This window comes from Streptomyces sp. NBC_00252, from assembly GCF_036187565.1.
In the GTDB taxonomy this organism is placed as follows: domain Bacteria; phylum Actinomycetota; class Actinomycetes; order Streptomycetales; family Streptomycetaceae; genus Streptomyces.
Window position 1 is genome coordinate 10,058,942 of the sequence record NZ_CP108087.1, and the last position, 22,762, is coordinate 10,081,703.

General features: G+C 75.7%; 11 protein-coding genes. 10 read left to right on the forward strand and 1 reads right to left on the reverse strand.

Features of this window, described 5'->3' with window-relative positions; all coding sequences use genetic code 11:
* Positions 1-1,436: 1,436 nt before the first annotated feature.
* Positions 1,437-3,374 carry an FAD-dependent monooxygenase gene (locus OHT77_RS44640; RefSeq protein ID WP_328825820.1) on the forward strand — a complete coding sequence of 646 codons (1,938 nt, stop codon included), beginning with the start codon at positions 1,437-1,439 and terminating at the stop codon, positions 3,372-3,374.
* On the opposite strand, the gene OHT77_RS44645 is transcribed toward OHT77_RS44640, so the two are convergent.
* On the reverse strand, positions 3,367-4,029 hold the full coding sequence (locus OHT77_RS44645; protein ID WP_328825819.1) for a ScbR family autoregulator-binding transcription factor: 663 nt from the start codon (positions 4,027-4,029) through the stop codon (positions 3,367-3,369). The genes OHT77_RS44640 and OHT77_RS44645 overlap by 8 nt on opposite strands.
* A gap of 553 nt (positions 4,030-4,582) precedes the next feature.
* Between OHT77_RS44645 and OHT77_RS44650 the strand changes: the two genes are divergently transcribed.
* The 9 genes from OHT77_RS44650 to OHT77_RS44690 all read left to right on the forward strand — a co-directional run bounded on the left by OHT77_RS44650 (position 4,583) and on the right by OHT77_RS44690 (position 22,625).
* Positions 4,583-5,524, forward strand: coding sequence for an NAD(P)H-binding protein (locus OHT77_RS44650; protein ID WP_328834107.1), 942 nt, complete (start codon positions 4,583-4,585; stop codon positions 5,522-5,524).
* A gap of 1,608 nt (positions 5,525-7,132) precedes the next feature.
* The gene (locus OHT77_RS44655; protein ID WP_328825818.1) at positions 7,133-8,725 is read left to right on the forward strand and encodes an acyl-CoA carboxylase subunit beta; all 1,593 of its coding nucleotides are present in this window, start codon (positions 7,133-7,135) and stop codon (positions 8,723-8,725) included.
* A 328-nt stretch (positions 8,726-9,053) separates the two neighbouring features.
* On the forward strand, positions 9,054-9,932 hold the full coding sequence (locus tag OHT77_RS44660; RefSeq protein WP_328825817.1) for an AfsR/SARP family transcriptional regulator: 879 nt from the start codon (positions 9,054-9,056) through the stop codon (positions 9,930-9,932).
* 144 nt (positions 9,933-10,076) lie between these two features.
* Entirely contained in the window at positions 10,077-12,350 is a 2,274-nt protein-coding gene (locus OHT77_RS44665; RefSeq protein WP_328825816.1) for a (Fe-S)-binding protein, read from the forward strand.
* 257 nt (positions 12,351-12,607) lie between these two features.
* Positions 12,608-13,285 carry a ScbR family autoregulator-binding transcription factor gene (locus OHT77_RS44670; RefSeq protein ID WP_328825814.1) on the forward strand — a complete coding sequence of 226 codons (678 nt, stop codon included), beginning with the start codon at positions 12,608-12,610 and terminating at the stop codon, positions 13,283-13,285.
* 820 nt (positions 13,286-14,105) lie between these two features.
* Positions 14,106-14,927 (forward strand): AfsR/SARP family transcriptional regulator, encoded by an 822-nt coding sequence (locus OHT77_RS44675; protein ID WP_328825813.1) that lies wholly within the window; start codon positions 14,106-14,108, stop codon positions 14,925-14,927.
* Positions 14,928-15,512: 585 nt separating this feature from the next.
* Positions 15,513-16,265 (forward strand): thioesterase II family protein, encoded by a 753-nt coding sequence (locus OHT77_RS44680; protein ID WP_328825812.1) that lies wholly within the window; start codon positions 15,513-15,515, stop codon positions 16,263-16,265.
* A 177-nt stretch (positions 16,266-16,442) separates the two neighbouring features.
* A complete protein-coding gene (locus OHT77_RS44685) occupies positions 16,443-17,465 on the forward strand; it encodes a cyclase (RefSeq protein ID WP_328825811.1) in 1,023 nt (340 codons plus the stop codon).
* A 645-nt stretch (positions 17,466-18,110) separates the two neighbouring features.
* Positions 18,111-22,625 carry a condensation domain-containing protein gene (locus tag OHT77_RS44690; protein WP_328834106.1) on the forward strand — a complete coding sequence of 1,505 codons (4,515 nt, stop codon included), beginning with the start codon at positions 18,111-18,113 and terminating at the stop codon, positions 22,623-22,625.
* Positions 22,626-22,762 lie beyond the last annotated feature (137 nt).

The following is a 22,762-nucleotide window of genomic DNA, read 5'->3' on the forward strand; positions in this document are numbered from 1 at the left end:
GCACCCCGCCGCGTCGCATCCCGCCGGTCCAGGGCGCCCCGGCCGCCCGGTCCGCCCGCGCCCGGGTACCGGCCCGCGGGACGCGGCCGTCCTCTTCCCGTACGCCCACCGCGATGGCCCCCGCTCCCGCCCCCGGCCTCTGTCCTGCCTCCGCTCCGCCCGCCTCGCTGTGCCCGGCCTGCTCCGGCATCACCGCGGCTCCGCCGGGCCGGACGCGTCGCACCCGCTCCGGCCGAGGGGGTGCGCGGGGGAGGCGCACGCCAGGACACCGGCGCAGCACCGGAGCGCGGAGCACCGGCCCAACATCGCCGCTCCCGCAGACCGGGGGACACGCGGCCCGCCGCGAACCCCTGAACCGGCAGACATGCACCCGGTCCTGCCTCCCGGGGTCCGGCTGCCCGCGGAGCCGGAGGGGCCGGGGCCGTAGGGCAGGGGCAGGGGCCGGAGGGCTGGGGGTCGTAGGGCGGGGGTGTAGGGGCGCCCGCGTACCCGGCCGCACCGCAGACCGGCCAGAAGGGGATTCCTCGGCCGGCCACCGCACAGACACTCCTCCGGGAAGGCGCGTCACCGGCCCCGCCCCGCCTGCAGCCGACGCGAGCGTCAACGCGGCCCCCCGCCCGCGCCCGCAGCCGGACACGGCACCGCCCCTCTCCGAGCCCGCCGCGGACCGGCAGCTCCGGCAGTTCCCCGTCCCTGCACACCTCTCGCCGCCCCAGGCGCAGCCCCGGCTCTACGGCGTCATGCCCCCGGAGCCGCGCCGCTCCGCCCGTCACGCGCCCGCCTCCCCGGACCGCACCGCACACCTCCAGCCCCCTCCCGCGGCCCCGGCCCCGCCCCGCCCCGCCCCCGGCGTACCCCCGCCCAACAGGCCGCCCCCGCAAGGCCGTTGCCCGCCCCGGCACAGAGATGCCTCCCCGCCCTGGCGCAGACACGCCCTCGCCCCGGACACGCCCCTCCCGCGAACCCCCTCCCGGGCCCCTTCCCCACCCCTCCCGCACCGCTCTCCCGTCCGGTCTCCCGGAACCCGTTGCAAAGAACCGTCCACCCGGTATATTTTGGCGGCGTCCGCACCCCTGGACAGTCCGCCCGGCCCCCGCAGAACGCGTGCCGGGCCCGCGCCGGACGAAGCCGCAGGAAGCCGTGAGAGGCCGAAGAGGCAGGCAGAAGGCAGGAAGGGAAGGAAAGGGGGGCGGCGGGGGAGACACCGTGCCGCGCGGTGCACGACCGTGCGCGGCACAGGGCCCCGTGCGGTGCGTGACGCCGTGCGGGATGCCGCCGGATGCCGCCGGTCTTCCCTGCCCCCGCTTCCCGGATCCGGTCCGTGCCCCTGCCTCCGGGCCCTTCTCGCCCCTTCCGCCGCCGGCTGCGCTGTTGCCGGGTGTGCGGAGCTGGTTGCTGACGCGACGTGGTCCGGGACGAGATGGGGGAGACCTGGAATGACGAATACGACAGGTACAGCAGGTACAGCAGACGCGGCAGGTATACCGGGCACGGCGGACGCGGCAGGCACGGCAGGTGCGCCGGCCGCACGCGGTGTGCCGGACGCGGCGGCCACACCCGCCACGCCCGCCATGCCCAGCGCGCCCGCCGCGCCCGCCGCGCCCGCCGCGCCCGCCGCACCCGCCGCGCCCAGCGCGCCCCCCACGTCCAGTGCATCCGGTGCACTCACCGCGCCCGGTGTGTCCGGCACGGCGGGTGTGCCGGGCGAACCGGGTGCGGTGGGTGTGGTGCGGGCGCAGGTGGTGGTCGTGGGCGGGGGGCCGGTGGGGCTGCTGGTGGCGTGTGAGCTGGCGGGGTTCGGGGTGCGGACGGTGGTGGTGGAGGAGCGGGAGGGGATCTCGGCGCGGCCGAAGGCGACCACGCTGCATGCCCGGGCGGTGCAGTGCCTGGTGCGGCGGGGGTATCTGGCCGGGGTGGCCGGGGGGTCCTCGGCGCCGGTGGCGACGCGGTGCGCGTTCCATTTCGCGGGGATGCCGGGGCTGGCGGTGTGTGCGCCGGCGCTGGAGCCGCCGCCGGTCCTCAAGTGCGAGCAGGAGCAGCTGGAGCGGCATTTCGAGGCGCGGGCGCGGGCGGCGGGTGTGGTGGTCCTGCGCGGTCTGCGGGTGACGGGGGTGCGCCAGGGCCCCGACGGGGTCCAGGTCACCGCGGGGGGCCGGCAGGGGCAGGTGACCTTTACGGCCCGCTACGCGGTGGGCGCGGACGGGGCCCGCAGCACGGTCCGCGGGCTGGCGGCCTTCGCCTGCCGCACCTATCCGGCCACCGTCTCCGCGCTGGCGGGCGACGTCCGCCTGGCGCAGCCCGGCGCGCTGCGCCCGGGCTGGCACCGCACCGCCACCGGCTGGATCGTCGCCAAGGACATCCCGGACGTGCCGGGCGGGGTGCGGCTGCGGACCCTGGACTGCACCGGCGCGCACCGCGGCCGGCACCTGCCGCCCACCCTGGAGGAGCTGCGCGCCGAGGTCGCCCGGATCACCGGGCGGGACGTGCCGATGGGGCAGGCGCGCTGGCTGAGCCGGTTCAGCGACTTCAGCCGGATCACCCTCTCCTACCGTGCGGGACGGGTCCTGCTGGCGGGCGACGCCGCCCACGTGCACTTCCCCGTCGGCGGCCAGGGGTTGAGCGCCGGTGTGCTGGATGCCCTCAACCTTGGCTGGAAACTCGCCCTGGCCGTCCGCGGCGCCGCCGCCCCCGGCCTGCTGGACACCTACGACCTCGAGCGCCGCCCGGCCGCGCAGCGCGTCATCGACAACACCCGCGCCCAGCTCGCCCTGATGCGCCCCGACACCGGCCTGGACCCGCTGCGCACCCTGTTCGGCGAACTGCTGGCCCGCGGCGGGGGCGGCGGGGAGAACGGCGTGCTGGCCTCCATGGTCAGCGCCCAGGACACGGTGCTGCCCCCGCGGGCGGCCGATCCCTCCCCCTGGGAGGGACGCTTCCTGGCCAACACCGAACTCACCACCGCCCAGGGCCGCACCGACGTCATCCGCCTGCTGGCCGCCGGCCGCCCGCTGCTGCTGCTCTCCGACGGCGCCGACGGCGCCGACAGTGCCCGCTGGCAGGCCCAGGCCCGGCCGTGGTCGGGGCTGCTGCGGGTGGTGCGCACCGGGGCGGATTCCGCCCTGCCCGGCGGCGCGGTCCTTCTCCGCCCCGACGGCTACGTCGGCTGGGCGGCCGGCGCCGGCCCCCTCACCGCCGCCCTGGGCGCCTACTTCCGCGAGGGCGGCAGCTGGGAACACGGACAACGGCACCCCGACACCACCACCACCGGCACCAGCACCAGCACCGGTACGGGCGCGGGCGCGGACGTAGAAGTGATGGCCGGGGCTGGGGCCGGGGCGGGGGTGGGGGATGCGGTCCCGGGCGGGGTCAGGTGAGGGGCGCGGGATTCGGCGCGGCGCCGGCGGCGGTGAGCTGTTCCTGGACCCAGGCGCCCCGGGTCTCGGAGAGGTCCACCGAGGCCAGTACCGGGGGGATGACCACGGACGGCAGCACGTGCCGCAGCAGGCCGGTCACCCGGCGCGGCAGGTCCTGGTAGCCCGACAGCGACCGGGAGATGGCCTGCACCCCGGCGAAGGCCCCCACCAGGACGCCCGCGGTCTCGGCCGGCACCACGTGCGGCAGCAGCTCGCCCCGCTCCCGCGCCAGCTCCAGCAGCTCCGCGCCGACCTCGCGCCAGCGCCGGAAGGAACCGCCCCGGTCCAGCCCCTCGGCCTGCTGGTCCAGCGCGAGCCGCACCCCGGCCCGGACCACCGGGTCGGTGCGCAGCCGGTGGGCGTGCAGCACCACCGTGTCCACCAGCTGCTGGACCGCGCACTGGCGGCCCGCCGCGGGCAGCCGGCCGTCCTGCTCACGGATCACCCCCTCCGCCAGATCCTCCTTGGAGGGGAAATGGAAGTAGAGCGCGCCCCGCGTCACCCCCGCCCGGGCGAGGATCTCGCTGATCGTCGCGGCCCGGTAGCCGCGCTCCTCGAACACCCCGGCCGCCGCCGTGAGGATCGCCTGACGGGTGAGGATCGCCCGGTCCTGCATCGCCGCCCCCGGTCTCCCGTGTCCGATGAGCCCGAAGACCCAATAAAAACCGTCCAGTCCGGATCTTACCGCGCCAGGCCCCGCCAGGGCAGACCGGACACGGCACACCTTGCCCCGATCCCCGCCAACCCGTCCGCCCGGTCTGTTTCCGGCCATCCCGGACCCGCGAGAACCGGCAACACCGGACGAACCGTGAGAGCCGGCAGGGCTGGGGGACGGGGATCGGAGGAACCGGCGGGCAATCGGCGTAAAAGGCAACGACACACCGGGAACAGAGGGAACGGCGTACCAGGAGCGATGCACCGGACAGCGGAAGGGACGGAGGCGCGGAGCAATGCACACAGAGGACTACGACGGCAGCGGCAGCGGCGGTGACGGGCGGCGGGCGGTACCGCGAACCGGGACCGATACCGGGACCGACGCCCGGACCGACGCCCGGACCGGGGCCGGCGCCGGGGCCGACGCCCGGACCGACGCCGGGGCCGGGCCGGAGCCGGTGGTCCGCGGGCACGGGCACGGGCACGGACAGGGGCTGGGGCTGGGGCAGGGGCCGGTGGTGCTGGTGACGGGGGCGACGGGGACGGTGGGCGGGGAAGTGGTCCGCGCGCTGCCGGCCCGGCTGCCCGCAGGGCTGGGGGTGCGGGTCATGGCCCGGGACCCGGCGAGGGCCGCGGCGATGTTCCCCGGGGTGGAGGCGGTGGCCGGCGACTACACGGACCCGCCGTCGCTGGCCTCGGCCCTGCGGGGAGTGCGGACGGCGTTTTTGGTGACCGCGCGCGTCGAGGGGGACGACGACGCGGCGTTCGTCGCGGCCGCCCGCGCCGCCGGGGTGCGGCGGGTGGTGAAGCTGTCCGCGGCGGCCGTCCTGGATCCCGGCGCGGACGACCTCATCACCCGCCGCCAGCGGGCCGGCGAGGAGACGCTGCGCGGCTGCGGACTGGAATGGACCCTGCTGCGCCCGCGCGCGTTCATGTCCAACTCCCTGTCCTGGGCCGCCTCCGTGCGCCGCGAGCGCACCGTCCGCGCGCTGTACGGGAGCGCGCCCAACGCGTGCGTGGACCCCCGCGACATCGCCGAGGTCGCGGCACGGGCCCTGACCGAGGAGGGCCACGCCGGCCACGCCTACACCCTGACCGGCCCGCAGGCCCTGACCGCCGTCGAACAGACCCGCGAACTGGGCCGCCTCCTGGACATCCCGCTGCGTTTCGAGGAACTGACCCTCGCCCAGGCCCGCACCGCGCTGGCCGGACGCTTCCCGCCCCCGCTCGTCGAGGCCCTCCTGGTAAGCGCCGAACGCCAGAGAGCCGGCGCCAAAGCCCACGTGGACGACACCGTCCACACCCTGACCGGCCACCCGGCCCGCACCTTCCACGACTGGGCCCGCGACCACATCAAGGCCTTCACTGCAGCCCCGGAACCGGATCCGGCATGGGCGCCGGCCCCGGCTGCGACCTCGGATCCTGCCGGGACCGGCACCCGCCGTCCCACACTCTGACCCCCACCCCCGTGGTCTACGGCCTTCCTCGCCCGATGGCCTCGGCCCTGACCCCTTCCGACGGCCCCGGCCTCGGCATTGACCCTGGCCTCGGCACCGGCCGGGATCGGCGCCCGCCGTCCCACGCCCTGACCCCCGCCCTGCGGTCCACGGCCTTCCCCACCCGCCGGAGCCGACCCTGGCGCCGACATCAACCCCGACCTTGACCCCGGCCCCGGCTTCGGCCGGGACCGGCGCCCGCCGTAACGCGCCCTGCCCCTCGGGGCGGTCTACGGCCTTCCCGCCCGCCGGCACCGGCCCGGCGGGCCAACTCCCGCACCACCACGGCGGTATGGCACGGTGAGGGACCCAACTGGCGCCCCCCTTCCGGCCGAGCAGCGCCGAGGGAGTCGCTTCGCGACGACAGCGGACGTCCTCGCCCCCCGGCCGGGTGCGCGATGTCGGCCTGCGGTGACGCCAGTTGGCACCAGCCTCCCCGGGACGGGCCGCCACGCGCCTACGACTCCGAAGCCCCCCGACGCCCACGCCCCCCGACCCCGACCTCGACGCCCACGCGGCCACGCCCACGCCCACGCGGCCACGGTCCAGCCCCGGCCGCTCACCGCTCACGACCCGTCACCCACCCCGCACACCCGCCCGCCACTCACCCCGCACGGACACCCGCCCCCCACCCCACACGCACACCCACCCCGCACACCCGCCCGCCACTCACCCCGCACGGACACCCGCCCCCCACCCCACACGCACACCCACCCCGCACACCCGCCCGCCACTCACCCCGCACGGACACCCGCCCCCCACCCCACACGCACACCCACCCCGCACACCCGCCCGCCACTCACCCCGCACGGACACCCGCCCCCCACCCCACACGCACACCCACCCCGCACACCCGCCCGCCACTCACCCCGCACGGACACCCGCCCCCCACCCCACACGCACACCCACCCCGCACGCACACCCACCCCCCGCCCGCTACCACCCCGTCCCCGCCCGCGAGCCCCCGCCGACCGATCCTCAAGCGATCCCTCAGCACTTCTCCACCACCCGGCCCGACGATGGCCGTGGGCCGCAAGGGCCGGCAGGACGGAGCGGACCGGATCAACCGGGCGCGGCGGGCGGAGAGGGGAGGCAGGCGCCGGACGGGCCGGGCGGAGGGAAGCGGGCGCCGGACGCGGCGCCGGCGGACACCGCGCGGGCGGCACACGTACCCGGGCCCGGCACCCCGGACCGGTGGCTTTTGCCGCCGGTCACCACCCCTCCCTGCACCCGCCCGGCAGGGCCGGCCGCCGCCCGCACTCCCGCGCACCGCACCCCCGGGCACACCGGGGGCGGCGGCCGCTGCGGGACGGCGCCCGGCCGGTATGTCCCGGCGGGTGGGACGGCGCCCGGTGCTGCACGGCATCCGCCGCTGCACCCGGGCCGCACGCCGCCGCACCCGGACTGCACGGCGCGGCGCGCACCGGTGGACGCTCCACCGGTCCTGCAGGCGCTGTCCGCCCGCAGGAGAGGAAATCTCATGGCTGTCTACTTTTGCTCTCGATGGGACGGACGGGACCGGGGCGGATCTCCTCACCTCCTCCCGGCCGTCCCGGAAACGGACCAGGGATGACGACGACGACGGCGCCGGCACCGCTCACGGCGGGGACGGGCGGCACTCATTCGCATGTGGCGGAGCTGCACGCGATCCGGGCCCAGGCGATGGCGGGGCCGAGCGAGCAGGCGACGGCGGCGCAGCACGCCAAGGGCAAGCTGACGGCCCGTGAGCGCATCGGGCTGCTGCTGGACGAGGGCTCCTTCCAGGAGGTCGAGCAGCTGCGCCGGCACCGGGCGACCGGGTTCGGCCTGGAGACGAGAAAGCCGTACACCGACGGTGTGATCACGGGCTGGGGGACGGTCGAGGGCCGCACCGTGTTCGTGTACGCGCACGATTTCCGGATCTTCGGCGGGGCGCTGGGCGAGGCCCATGCCACGAAGATCCACAAGATCATGGACATGGCGCTGGCGGCCGGCGCGCCGCTGGTGTCGCTGAACGACGGCGCGGGCGCCCGGATCCAGGAGGGGGTCAGCGCGCTGGCCGGCTACGGCGGCATCTTCCAGCGCAACACCCGTGCGTCGGGGGTGATCCCGCAGATCTCCGTGATCCTGGGCCCCTGCGCGGGCGGCGCCGCCTACAGCCCGGCGCTGACGGACTTCGTGTTCATGGTCCGTGACACCTCGCAGATGTTCATCACCGGCCCGGACGTCGTCAGGGCGGTCACCGGCGAGGAGATCACCCAGAACGGCCTGGGCGGCGCGGACGTGCACGCGGAGACGTCGGGGGTGTGCCACTTCGCCTACGACGACGAGGAGACGTGCCTGGCGGAGGTGCGCTACCTGCTGTCGATGCTCCCGCAGAACAACCGCGAGGCGCCGCCGGCGGTGCGCACCGCGGACCCGGCCTCGCGGCGCGGGGAGATGCTGCTGGACCATGTGCCGGCCGACGGCAGCCGCCCCTACGACATGACGGCCGTCATCGGGGAGATCGTCGACGACGGCGAGTACCTGGAGGTCCACGAGCACTGGGCGCGCAACATCGTGTGCGCGCTGGCCCGTCTGGACGGCCAGGTGGTGGGGATCGTCGCCAACCAGCCGCGCACCCTGGCCGGGGTGCTGGACATCCACGCCAGCGAGAAGGCCGCCCGGTTCGTGCAGATGTGCGACGCCTTCAACATCCCCCTGGTCACCCTCCTGGACGTGCCCGGCTTCCTGCCCGGCGTCGGCCAGGAGCACGGCGGGATCATCCGCCACGGCGCGAAACTCCTCTACGCCTACTGCAGCGCCACCGTGCCGCGCATCTCGCTCGTCCTGCGCAAGGCCTACGGCGGCGCCTACATCGTGATGGACAGCCAGTCCATCGGCGCCGACCTCACCTACGCCTGGCCCGCCAACGAGATCGCGGTGATGGGCGCGGAGGGCGCCGCGGGCGTCATCTTCCGCCGCCGTATCGCCGAGGCCGCCGACCCCGAGGCGATGCGGCAGAAGCTGGTCAAGGAGTACCGGGCGGAGCTGATGCACCCCTACTACGCGGCCGAGCGCGGCCTGGTCGACGACGTCATCGACCCCGCCGCCACCCGCGAGGTCCTCATCCGCTCGCTCGCGATGCTCCAGCGCAAGCACGCCGACCTCCCCTCCCGCAAACACGGCAACCCCCCGCAGTGAGACCGGCGCCCTTCCCGGGCCGGCCGCCCCCCTGAACAGCACGATCGGTCTGTTTACGGCGTCCAGGACCCCCGCCGCAGCCGCCCGGCCGCCCCGCCCGGCCCCCGCCCCGCCCCGCGCCCGCCGGACCGGCCGGCTCCGCATTTTCCGGCCGGCCGCCCCGGAAACGGGCGTATCCGCAGGCCAGGGGCGCGGGCGGGGGAGGGGCGGGGGTCCGGCTGCACGATGCATCAAAACAGCATGCACGGTTTGGTATTGACAAACCGTCCGGCCTGTTTTGTACTCGGGGTACCGAAGGACGGCACACACCCACCGAGGGGGCGACGGCGTGCAGATCGACGTACTGGGCACATTGGATGTCAGGGAGAACGGGGTGTCGATCGCGCCCACCGCGCCCAAACCCCGCCAGGTCCTCGCGCTGCTGGCCCTGCACGCCGACCGGGTGGTCCCGGTGGCCGCCCTGGTCGACGAACTGTGGTCGGGCCGCCCCCCGCGCAGCGTCCGCACCACCCTGCAGACCTACGTCCTGCAGCTGCGCGAGCTGATCACCCTCGCCCTGCACCAGCCCGCCGCCCCCGCGGACGCTCCCGCCTCGTGCGCGGGGCGCAGCGCCAAGGACGTCCTGGCCACCGTGCCCGGCGGCTACCTGCTGGTCTCCGGCGGCGGCGGCAGCGACGTGCGGGAGTTCGAACGCCTCGCTGGACTGGGCTACCGGGCGATGGACGCCGGCGACCACAAGGACGCCTCCCGCCTGCTGCGCGAGGCCCTCCTGCTGTGGACCGGGCCCGCCTTCGCCGGCGTGCCGGCCGGCGCCCGCCTGGAGACGGAGGCCCGCCGGCTGGAGGAGAGCCGCCTGTGCGCCCTCGACCAGCGCATCGAGGCCGACCTACGGCTGGGCCGCCACCGCGAACTCCTGGCCGAACTGACCGTCCTGACCAGCCGTTACGCCACCCACGAGAACCTGCACGCCCAGTTCATGCTCGCCCTGCACCGCTCCGGCCGGCGCGGCGAGGCCCTGGACGTCTACCACCGGCTGCGCGCCACCCTGGTGCGGGACCTGGGCCTGGAGCCCTCGCCCCGGCTGCGCCGCCTGCAGCAGTCGATCCTGGTGGCCGCGCCCGAGACCCCGCCCGCCCCGCGCCAGGCGGTGCCCGCCGTCCCCGTGCTGCCCGCCGCCCGCGCCCGCGTCGGCGTCCGCCCCGTGTGAACCCGCCCGCCGGCGACGGGAGTTGCCGGCGCGGCGGGATGCCGCAGACGGGGCTGCGGTGCGGCACGGGGAGTGGGTAGCCTCGGACGGAACACCAAGTTACCGATTGGTAACCGGTTTTTCGCCGGTTCGAGGAGCCCACACATGCAACTCGTCGCGATCACCGTGTCGCTGGCCCTGACTGCGGCCGGCTTCGCCCTGTTCGGCCGCGCCCTCTTACGCATCCTCCGCTTCCTGCGCCTGGGCGCCCCCGCCCCCGACGGCCTGCGCACCGCCTCTGCCTGGCGGCGCACCGCCATGCTGGGCAGGGAGTTCGCCGCCCACACCCGGATGAACCGCTGGGGCGCCGTCGGCGTCGCGCACTGGTTCGTGGCGGTCGGCTTCTACGCCCTGCTCATCACCCTCGTCAACGCCACCGGCCAGCTCTTCCGCCCCGACTGGCTGCTGCCGGTCATCGGCGACTGGACCCCCTACAACGTCTTCGTCGAGTTCCTCGCCACGGGCACGGCCCTGGGCATCCTGGTCCTCATCGCCATCCGCCAGCTCAGCAGGCCCGACCGGCCGGGCCGCAAGTCCCGCTTCGCCGGATCGCGTTCGGGCCAGGCCTACTTCGTCGAGGCCGTCATCGTCATCGTGAGCGTCTGCATCGTGGTGCTGCACGCCCTGGAGGGCGCCCTGCACCACGCCGACGGCTACCAGGCCTCCTTCTTCGTCTCCTACCCGCTGGTCGCCCGCTTCCGGCAGCTGGACACCGCCACCCTGCACGACCTCGTCTACCTCGTCGCCTGCGTGAAGATCACCACCTCCTACGTCTGGATGATCACCGTCTCGCTGAAGACCGACATGGGGATCGCCTGGCACCGTTTCCTGGCGTTCCCGAACATCTGGTTCAAGCGCAACGCGACGGGTGAGACCTCTCTCGGTGGGCTGCTGCCGATGACGTCGGGCGGGAAGCCGATCGACTTCACCGACCCGGGCGACGACGACGTCTTCGGCGTCTCCCAGGTCGAGCAGTTCTCCTGGAAGGGCCTGCTGGACTTCTCCACCTGCACGGAGTGCGGGCGCTGCCAGTCGCAGTGCCCCGCCTGGAACACCGGCAAGCCGCTCTCCCCGAAGCTCCTGATCATGTCCCTGCGGGACCACGCCCACGCCAAGGCGCCCTACCTGCTGGCGGGCGGCGGCAAGTCGATGGAGGGCGAGGAGAAAGCATCCGCGGAGCAGCTCGCCGGCGTCCCCGCCGCGGCCCTGGCGGAGGCGGAACGCCCCCTGATCGGGACGGCGGAGGAGAACGGGGTGATCGACCCGGACGTCCTGTGGTCCTGCACCACCTGCGGCGCCTGCGTCGAGCAGTGCCCGGTCGACATCGAGCACGTCGACCACATCGTCGACATGCGCCGCTACCAGGTGATGATCGAGAGCGCGTTCCCCTCCGAGGCCGGGACGATGCTGAAGAACCTGGAGAAGAAGGGCAATCCCTGGGGCCTGGCGAAGAAGCAGCGCCTGGAGTGGCTCAAGGAGGTCGACTTCGAGGTCCCCGTCGTCGGCCGGGACATCGAAGACCTCACCGAGGTCGAGTACCTGTACTGGGTGGGCTGCGCGGGCGCCCTGGAGGACCGGGCGAAGAAGACCACGAAGGCCTTCGCCGAACTCCTGCACATCGCGGGCGTCAAGTTCGCGATCATGGGCGGTGACGAGAAGTGCACCGGCGACTCGGCCCGCCGCCTGGGCAACGAGCCCCTGTTCCAGGAACTCGGCATGGACAACGTGATGGCGCTGAACACGGCGTTCGGTGAGGAGCTGGACGACGACGGCAAGGTCGTCGCCCAGTCGGCGAAGCCGAGGTCGGCGAAGAAGATCGTCGCGACCTGCCCGCACTGCCTCAACACCATCGGCAACGAGTACCCGCAGCTCGGCGGCGACTACGAGGTCATCCACCACACCCAGCTCCTCCAGCATTTGGTGGATGCGGGCAAGCTGGTGCCGGTGACGCCGGTCGAGGGCATCATCACCTACCACGACCCCTGCTACCTGGGCCGCCACAACAAGATCTACACACCCCCGCGCGAGATCATCGCCAGCGTCCCCGGCCTGCGCAACGAGGAGATGCACCGCCACAAGGAACGCGGCTTCTGCTGCGGCGCCGGCGGCGCGCGGATGTGGATGGAAGAACGCATCGGCAAGCGCATCAACAACGAACGCGTCGACGAAGCACTCTCCCTGAACCCCGACATCGTCTCCACGGCCTGCCCCTTCTGCCTCGTCATGCTCACCGACTCCGTCAACGGCAAGAAGAACGACGGCGCAGTGAGGGAGTCGGTCCAGGTGGTCGACGTGGCCCAGCTGCTCCTCGAGTCGGTCTCCAGGAGCGGTGTGGAGGGTGTCGCGGAGGGCGCGGCGGAGCCGGAGTCCGCCGTGTAGCGGTGGCGGGGGAGTGCGCGGGGGAGCAGGGGGCCGCCTGGGGCGGCCCCCTAGTCGTTGACCAGCGATGTTCGTTTCTGCTTCGTCCCCGCATATATGAAACCGCTCATGCGGTTTGTTAGTGTGTCGGGTGCGGTTCCTGCCCTGCCGTGCCCGTGCCGGCCAGCGGCTCCCCGGGCGGGGCGCCCTCCCGTACGGGTGTCCGTGCGCGTGAGGGGCGGGAAACGCAGACGTTCCGGTGCCCCAGGAGGCAGCACATGGTCAAGCAGGAGCGGGCCGCACGCACGCGGCGTTCGCTGATCGAGGCCGCGTCCGAGGTGTTCGCCGAGGCCGGTTTCGCGCCCGCGTCGCTGGGCGCCATCAGCGCACGGGCCGGGGTCAGCAACGGGGCGCTGCACTTCCACTTCGCCAACAAGAACATGCTCGCCGAGGCGGTCGAGGCCCAGGCCGCCGAGACGGTGGCCCGCATCACCGGGGCGGCCCGCGAGCGGCAGGGCGACTCCCTGCAGGCGGTGGTGGACGCCACCCACGACCTGATGGACACCCTGGCCCGGGACATCGTGGTCCGCGCCGGCTTCCAGCTCGCCGCCGACAGCGCCGCCCGCGCCACCCCGCCCCTCGACCCGGGGCCGCGGGTGCGGTGGCGGCACTGGGTCGAGGACAGCCTGCGCCGCGCCGGACACCGAGGCGCGCTCGCACCGGGCCTGTCCTGGACGGACGCCGCCCGCGTCGTCGTCGCCGCGACCGTGGGCCTGCAGGTCCTCGGCGCCACCGACGCCTCCTGGCTGCGCCGCCACAACGTCACCCGCCTGTGGGACGTACTGCTGCCCCGCCTGGCCAGCCGCCGCGACCTGACCGCCCTGGTGACCTCCGGCACCCGCCCGCCCGCCACACCGCCCCGCGACCGCCCACAGCACCCGTCGGCCGACCGCTGACACCGGCCTCCGCCCCCCTCTTCCCTTCCGGCCCCCGGCCCGGGCCCCCGGCCTCCGGCAGGCAGGGCCCGGGCGCGGTCTCCGGCCCCGGTCCCCGGCCTTCGGCAGGCGGCCTCCGGTCTCCGGCCCCGCCCTCCGGCCTTCGGCAGGCAGGGCGCGGGCGCGGTCTCCGGCCCGGGTCTCCCGGCCTCCGGCCCCGGCTCTGGCTCCGGCCTCCGGCTCCGGCCTCCGGCCCCGGCTCTGGCTCGGGCCCCCGGCCCCAGCCCCGGTCCCCGGCCTTCGGTAGGCAGGCTCCGGTCTCCGGCCCCGCCCTCCGGCCCCCGGCAGGCAGGGCGCGGGCGCGGTCTCCGGCCCGGGCCCCCCGGCCTCCGGCCCGGCCTCTGGCCTCCGGCCCCAGCAGGCGGCCCCCGGCAGGCGGGGCGCGGGCGCGGATGCGGATGCGGATACGGGAGAGGGGCGGGATGCGGACGCGAGGAGGACGGGTGTGCGCGGGGGAGGGGCGCGTGCAGCCGGCCGGAGAGTCACCGGAGGACCGCCGGAGCGCCGGCCGGTGCGGGCCGGTGCCGGGCGGAGCGATGCCGGCGGGTGACGGGGGCGGATTTCGGCCGGTTGGCCCGCATGTTCCCGCCCGGAGCACATGGCGACGCGCCCCGTTCGCGCCCTGCCCGCACGCCGCCCACGCCCCGTCCGCGGCAAGGCCGTTGAGGACCGCTCGAAGGCCACTGAAGGAACCCGCGCCTCCGGTCCGGGTCGGACTAGCGTGCCATTTCACCGACGCATTTCCGCCATCGGGAGTGCCCCACGACGAACGGAGGAAACCATGGAGATTCAGGTTCTGGGTCCGCTGTGTGCCGCCGTGAACGGGGACTCGATCGTCCCGACTGCCGGAAAACCCCGGCAGGTGCTCGCCCTGCTCGCGCTGTATCCGGGCCGCGTCGTGCCGGTGTCGACGCTGATGGAGGAGATCTGGGGGACGGAACTGCCCCAGAGCGCGGTGACGACGCTGCAGACCTACATCATGCAGCTGCGCCGCAGCCTCGGCACGGCCATGGGACCAGGCGCCCCGGGCGGCGCGAAGAACGTTCTGGCCACCCGGCACGGCGGCTACCTCCTGCAGGTGCCGCCCCAGTCCGTGGACGTGCACACCTACGAACGCCTCATCACCGAGGGCCAGGAGGCCTTCGAGCAGGGCGAGGACGAACGCGCCGCCCGCTGCTTCCGCCAGGCCCTGGCCCTGTGGCAGGGACCCGCCCTGGTGGACGTACGCCTGGGGCCCGTCCTGGAGATCGAGGTGCTGCGGCTGGAGGAGTCACGGCTGGTGACCGTCGAGCGGCGCATCGACGCCGACCTGCGGCTGGGCCGGCACGCCGAACTCATCGCCGAACTCACCGACCTGGTCGCCCGTCACCCCCAGCACGAGGGCCTGCACGCGCAGGCGATGCTCGCCCTGTACCGCTCCGGCCGGCAGGCCTCCGCCCTCGACATCTACCGCCGGCTGCGCAGACGCCTCATAGACGAACTCGGCGTGGAACCCACCCCGCAACTCCAGCGCCTGCACCAGGCGATGCTCGCCGTCGACCCCGAACTCGACGTGATGGCCGGCCCCCGCCGAGGCTCCACCTTCGACCGCTACGCCGCGTAGAGCTCCGCCGGAACACCGGGCCAGGCCCAACACCGGGTCCGAATGCAGGCCAGGGCCAGGGTCCAGTACCGGGCCAGGACGCGGGCCAGGGCCAGGATGCGGCACCGGGTCGGAGTCCAGCACCGGGGCGGGTCCGGGGTCAGGGGCGGGCACCGGGCCAGAGGCAGGCCCCGCCCCGCCCGGCCCGGAGAAAACGCCCGCCTGGCCCGGCCCGTCCTGTGCCGCCGCCGGGCCCGCGGGCCTCAACCCGGCCTGCACCGGCCCCCGTTGGGGAAGTCCTGTACTGCGGCCCGTACTCGCCCCGTCGGGTAAGCCCCGTACCGCGGCCCGCAGCGCCGGCAGTCGGGCAAGTCCCCTACCCCGGCCGCCAGTTGACCTCCCGCAGTCGCCCCGTGCGCGCAACTCCCCGCCCCCGCCCGCCCCGCAACACCCCGGGCACGCCCACGCATCCTCCGCCACCGCCTCCGTCTCCATACCGGCTCGGTGTGTTCTCGAGTGGGGTTCGAGGGCGGGTGGCGATGCTCGGAATCCGCCCCGTCGCCCCGCCGCCGCGTGGTGCCGGGAGCGGACACACAGGAGGATGCCATGCCGGACGAACAGCCAGTGCGGCTGCACTGTTTCGCCCACTCCGCTGAGGGCGTCTCCGTCTTCGACCACTGGGCCGCGAGCGTGGGACCCGGCGTACGGCCGCTCCCGGTCCTCCTGCCGGGCTGCGCCCCGCGCCGCGGCGAGCCGCGGGTGACCACCCAGCGGGCGCTGCTGGCCGACGTCCTGCCCCGCTTCACCGGCCCCGACCAGGGACCCTTCGTGCTGTACGGGCACGGCTTCGGCGCGATGATCGCGCTCACCGTCGCCCGCGCCCTGCACGAGGCGGGCCTGCCGGGGCCCGCGCTGCTGGCCGTCGGCGCGTGGCCGCCGCCGCGCCTGCCGGCCGCCCTGCCCGACGTCCGCCGCGCCACCGACGCCGAACTGCTGCACGTGCTGGGCGGCCGCGGCGCGGTCCCGGCCGGCAGCGACGAGGGCATCTGGCTGCGGGCCGTCCTGCCGGTGCTGCGCGCCGACCTGGCGCTGGCCCAGTCCCTGCACGAGGCGGCCCGCCTGCCCGGCCCGCAGGGCCCCCTCACCACCCCGGTCCTCGTCGTCGCCTCGCAGGACAACCCGCTGGCCGCGCCCCGGGGGACCGAGGGCTGGCAGCGATGGACCCGCGGCCCCGTGCGCTCGCGGACCGTACCGGGCCGGCACTTCTTCGTCCGCGGCGGCCGTGAACTGCCCCGCCTGGTGGGCCGGGCCTGCCGCGTCGTACGCCGGCTCACCCCCGAGCCCGCCCCCGTCGGCTGACCCGCCCGCCGCGCCTGCCCGGCACACCGCCCGCCCCGGCCTCCGGGGCCCCGGAGGCCGGGGCCGGCAGACGCGAACAGACAGCGCGCACGGACGCCACCTACAGGCGTCGCGCACAAACCTGAAGAGAGCGGCGAAGAGCCGAAGAGCCGAAGAGACAGAGAGAGGTGTTCCGGGATGGCTGGTGAGCGGGACGGCGGGGTGGTCCACCGCATACAGGTGGCCGCACCCGCCGGTGTGGTCTACGCCGTGTTGGCCGATGCGCCGAAACTGCCGCTCTACTTCGCCCCGAGCATCCATGTGGAGCGCCTGGACACCGACGGCGTCGACGGCGGGCGCGAACGCCTGCGGATGTGGTTCTGGGTGGGCGGCCGGCTGGAGTCATGGACCTCGTGGCGCCATCTGGACCCGGTGGAGCGCCGTATCGAGGTCCGTCCGGAGGCGCCCGGCTCCCCGCTGGAGCCGATGCGCGGCGTGGTCGGCATCCGCGACCGCGGCCCGCACGCCAGCGAACTGGAACTGCGCTACGGCTACGGCCACGACACCCACGACGGCCCCGGTGCCGGGGCGGGCGTGCGGTGGCCGGGGCGGATCGCCGACCGGTGGCCGGGGCAGGTCGCCGACCTGAACATCCGCACCCAGCTCACCCAGCTGAAACGGTTCGCCGAACAGTGGAGCCGCCTCGACGACCTGGTCCTGTACTGCGAGGACTCCGTCCGCGTCCAGGGCCCGGCCGAACTCGCCTACGACTTCCTCTACCGCGCGGGCGACTGGCCCGAGCACATCGCCCACATCAGCGGGGCCCGGGTGAGCGAGGAGAGCCCCGGCATCCAGCGCCTGACCCTGCGCAGCGCGGCCGGCCAGGGCGTGCACACCAGCGAGTCGGTACGGATCTGCTTCCCGCACGCGGGCCGCATCGTCCACAAACAGACCACGCTCGCCCCGCTGCTGGCCGCCCACACCGGCGAATGGTCCCTCACCGAGGACGAACACGGGGCGACCCTCACCTCGCGCCAGACCCTCGTGCTGTGCGAGGAGGACATCCCCGCCGTCCTCGGCGAGGGCGCCACCCTCGCCGACGCCCGCCGCCAGGTGCGCGCCGCCGTCACACGCGAGAGCCAGGTCCTGCTCACCCTGGCCCAGCAGCACGCGGACAGCGCCGTCCGCATGCTGGTACCCCCCGCCCGCCCCGTCTGCTAGAGAACCCCTCGAGCCGGCCCCGGCACGCGCCCGCCGGGTGCCGGGCGCCGGTATCGTGACGGCCGCCCGGCCGGCCCCGCGGGCGGCCGTACCGCCGCGCCCTGCCCTACGTCCCCCTCTCCCTCCCCGCCGCCCTCCACGCCCTCCGCACCCTGCCCCCGCAGGCGGTCCCCGGCGCCCTCCGAGCCTTCCGTGCCCTCCGCACCCCTGCTCCCGCAGGCGGCCGTCGGCCGTTCTCGGGGGCTGCTCGCACCCCGCTGCACATCCGCTCGGGGAAACGGGCTCGGGGCGCGTAGGGCCATTAACGTGCTCATCTCGACCGTTGTGCACGCAGGCAGGCCAGGAGGGCGTCATGGCAGAGAGGCAGTACGGCCAGCACCGGCCCCCGTGCACCCAACCCGGCACCGCCCGCACCGCGGCCCCCTCCGCGGCCGGCGTCCCACCGGGCCCGTGCATGCCGGGCCTCCGTACGCCGGGTTGCCGGCCGGCCGCTCCCCGTACGACGGCTCCCCGTACTACGACGGGTCCGTGTGCGGTGGGGGAGCGGCCGGCCGGGAGGAGTTCCGCGGGTTCCTCCCGCGTGCGCCGAGAGGAGACAGAGGGGATCCGGTTCCCGTACCGGCCCGCGCACCCCCGGACCACACCATGACTGCCAACCGTTTCCCGTACGCGCCGACCGCGCTGATCCTGGCCCCCGCCCCCGCCCCTGCCTCCGGCTCCGGCTCTGATGCCGGTTCCGCGCCGTGGGACCTCGAACTGCGCGGCCCGCTCGATGCCGCCGCACTGGAAGACCTCCTGCACCGCCTTGCCGCCGACGGACAGGATCCGGCCGCCGGCGGCGGGCACCGGCTGCTGCGGCACGGCCCCGGCCACCACACCCTGCGGTGCACGGCGCAGGGGGACATCCCGGCCGCCGCCGTGGCGGGCCGCATCGCCGACCTCCTCACCACCACGGCGACCGTCCACCCGCTCACCCCCGCGCAGCGCGCACTGCTCGCCCCGGACGGCACCCGCGCCCCCGGCTACGGCTGTGAGGCGTTCTTCCTGGAGACCGCCGCCGCAACGGACACGGAGACGGTGCGCCGGGCCCTGCACACCGTCGTGGCCGCCCACCCGCAGCTGCGCCACCGCCTCGACACGGCGGCCGGCCACCTGACCGGCCCGCCCGGTCCGGGCGGCCAGGACCTGCTGACGGAGGGGCAGTTCACCGACGAGCCCGGCCACACCGCCGCGGTCACCGCGCTGTCCCGCACCCTCGACCCGTCTGCCGGCATCCACCTCCGCGCCCTCCTCGCCCGCGACCACCGCCCCGCCCGCCCCGACCGCCTCACGCTCCTCATCCACCCCCTCGCCACCGACCCCACCACCCGCGACCTCCTCCTCACCGACCTGACCAGAGCCCTGGGACCGGCCACGGTCATCGGCCCGACACCTCCGGACCCGCTCACGCCGGGCGATTCGGCCCCGGCCGTCGCTGCTGCCGCGGGCCTCTCCCCGGCCTCGGAACCCGGTCCGGCCGCGGGCTTGCCCTCGGCCTTGGAACCTGGTCTGGCTGCGGGCTTGCCCCCGGCCTCGGAACCTGGTCGGGGCGCGGGCTTGTCCCCGGCCTTGGAACCCGGTCCGGCCGCAGGCTCGCCCTCGGCCTCGGAACCTGGTCTGGCCGCAGGCTTGTCCCCAGCCTCGGAACCCGGTCGGAGCGCGGGCTTGTCCCTGGCCCCGGCCCCGGCCTCCGCCGCAGTACGGGCGCGGTGCGCGGGCGACGGCCTGGCCGACTGGGTCGCGGGCTTGCGCGAGCTGGCCCGCGACCCCGCCGAGGCCCGTCACTGGAGCCTGGTCGCCGAGCGAAGGTCCCGCTCGGTCACCTCCAGCGCCGCCGGGATGCCCCGGCCGGGCGGGGAGGCCGACACCGCCGCGCCGGCCGACACGGGTGCGCCGGCCGACACGGGCGCGCCGGCCGGCACCGTCCCGCTGCCCACGGCGGGCACCGGACCGGACGTGGGCTCGGGCACCACCCCCTGCATCGCCCCGGACAGCACTGCCGTGCTGCCGACCCCGGAGAACGGCCCGGACGCCGGTGCGTACGCCGACCCGGACACCGGTGCGGGCTCCGGGCCGGACGGCAGGCCGGATGCCGGCCCGGGGACCAGGCCGGGCACCACCGGCTCACCGTCCGTCCCGGAGACCGGCCCGGCCTCCGCCCCGGAAACACCCCCACACCCCCAACACCCCCTGCACCAGGCCGGCTTCATCCTGGACGAGGAGCAGACCGAGCGGATCACCCGGCACCTGGCCCGGCGTCTCGCGCTCACCGCGGAGCAGGTGCTGACCGGCGTGTTCGCGCTGGCGCTGGCCCGGTGGCAGCGCACCGACGAGGTCGGGTTCGACGTCCGCAGCGATCCCAGGAGCGGTCATCCGGGTCTGCGCCGCCACGCCGGCCGGCTCACCGACGTGCACCCGGTCCAGCTCACCCTGGATCCCGGCCCCGACGCCTTGGGCCAACTCGCCGCCGCGGCCGGTTTCCTGGCGGCCGGCGCCGGACGGGCCGCGGGCGGCGCCGGCTTCGGTGCCTGCCGCGAGTTCAGCCCCGACCCGCTGCTGCGCGCCACCCTGCGCGCACTGCCCGCCGCCCCCGCCTGCCTGGTCCTGCACGCCCCGCACGAAACACCATCCGCAACCGCTCACCCGGTCCCCGGCCTACCGCAACCCCGCACCCACTGCCTCCAGGCACACGCCCGGATCACCAGCGGCCGACTGCACTTCACCCTCGACCGGCCACCCGCCCGGCCCGCCGGCACCCCGGCAGCGGCCGGCCACGCCGCCGCGAACGGCGCCCCGGGGACCGGCGGCCCTTCCGTTCCGTCGACGTCCACCGTCGGCGCCGCCCTCACGGTGCCCGCCGACTTCCCCCGCCCCCCAGCGGCCACGCCCCCTCCGGCCGCCGCCGACCGCGTCGACCGCGCCGCCCCTCCGGCCACCGTCGACCGCGCCGACGCTCCGGCCACTGCCGCTTCTACGGCTCCTTCGGCCACCGCCGGTGTTTCCGACCTCCCGCCGTCCGCCGACGCTGCAGCGGCCACCGGTCGCACGGCCCCCTCGGCGGCCCCCGCCGGTTTTGCGCCTGTGTCCGACGGCCCCCCGGCGCCCCCCGGCCGTACCGTCCCCTCGGCATCCCCCGACACCACCGAGCCCCCGGCGGCCACACCCCCCACCCCCACGCCCACGCCCACGCCCGCCGCCCTCGCCGCCCTGCTCCAAGACGTCCTGGAAGAGCTCGCCGGCTCCGCCACCGCCCCCGTCCCGGGCGTGTTCGCGCCCACCGCGCAGCAGGCGGCCCTCTATGCCGGGGGAGAGGGAAGGCCGGGAACCGGGCGGCATGTGGAGCAGGTGGTGTGGGTGTGGCGCGGGCCGTTGGACGCGGGACGGTTCGAGGCGGCGTGGCAGTCGGTGTTCGACCGGGAGGCGGTGCTGCGTACGGCGTTCACCGGGACGAGTCCGCCGCGGCTGATCGTGCACGGCCGGGTCACCCCGGACATCACCCGCCGCATCCCCTCCGGCGCGGACCGGGCCCCCTTCCTGGAGCGCGACCGGCTGCGCGGTTTCGACCTGCGCCGTCCCGGCCCGCTGCGCCTGACGCTGCTGGAGCCCGAACAGGCCCCGCCGGCCGGCCCCGGCACGTCCACCCGCATCGTGCTCACCTACCACCGGGCCCTGCTGGACACCTGGTCCGCGCACCTCCTGCTGCGCACCTTCTACCGGGCCTACCTCGCCGGCGGCACCCTGCCCGGCGGCCAGCGCCGCCCCGACCTGCGCGACTACACCGCCTGGATCGCCGCCCAGGACCCGCGCCCCGCCCGCGCCCTGTGGGCACGCCTGACACCCCCCGCCGTCACCGCCGCGGCCTCCCGCCCCGGCCGCCGGGGCGCGGCCACCGGCGGGAGCGGCGTCGGCCGCGCCCGGCTGCGCCTGGACGCGGCGGAGACCGTCCGTCTCGCCCGCTGGGCCGGCACCTGGGGCACCGCGGAGAGCAGTGTGCTGCAGGCCGTCTGGGCGCTGCTGATCTACCGCGCGTCCGGCGCCACCGGAGCGGCCCCGGTGTGCTTCGCGGTGACCGTCCCGGGCCGCGGCATCGCACTGGACGGCGCGGCCTGGCTGCCGGGCCCGCTGCGCAACCTGCTGCCGATGTCCCTGGACATCGACCCCGCCCACACCCTGCCCCGCCTGCTGCGCCACCTGCGCGACCGCGCCCTGGACATGGCCGCCTGCGAATGGCTCCCCGCCGAGCCGCCCCCCGGCACGGACGGGGAGCCGCAGCCCGGCCGTGCCGAGACCGTCCTGGTCTTCGAGGACGTGCCGCACCCGGTGCACGGCCTGGAGAGCGAACTGGCCGCCCACGGCATCCGCGCCGAGTTCCCCGGCACCGTGCCCGCCCGCTCCGCCCTGCCTCTGGCCCTGCTCGCCCACCACGACGACACCGGGGGTCTCGTCCTCACCGGCGTCCACGACCGCGCCCTCCTCGACGAGGACGCCGCCGCCGAACTTCTCGTACAGAGCGCCCTGCTGCTGCGTGAACTTCCCCTGACCGCGGACGAGTCCACCACCGTCGCCCAGGCCCTCGAACTCCTCGAAGGCCGCGACATCCCCCCCATGGCCGACGACACCCCCGCCGCCCGCACCGCCCCCACCGCTTCCGCTGCCTCCGGTCCCGCCGGGACGGGCGGCCCGCTGACCCTCCTGCGCGCGGCCCGCGACGACCGGGCGGGCACGATCTGCCTCCTTTCGCCCCCCGGCGCCCCGCCCACCTGCTACGACCAGCTGCCCCCTGCCTATTCCGGCCCCCAGGAACTCCTCCTCCTCACCGACACCGACACCGACACCGACACCGGCAACGGCAACGGCACCGGTGTCACGGACACCGGCGCCGCGGCGCTGGCCGCGCGCACCGCCGGCCGGCCGCTGCTGCTCGCCGGGTTCTCCGGAGCCGGCGCCGCCGCCTGCGACCTCGCCCACCGCCTGACCACCACCACCGACGGCGGACGCCGCGCGCCCCGGGTCGTCCTCACCCCCGCCCCGCCCGGCGCACACGAACGCGCCCGCCTCCTGGCCCGGGCCCTCCAGGACGCCGCCGCCCCGCCCCCCGACCCGGAACACGCCGCCCCCTGACCGCCTCGCCTCCACTCCTGTTCCGCCCCGCTTCGACTCCGCCTCGTCCGTACCCGGGCACCGTGACGATGACGACGGCGTGGGCGATCCGGCCCGGCCGCCGGCGCCGTCCGCGTCCGGGCCGCAACCTTCTGGAG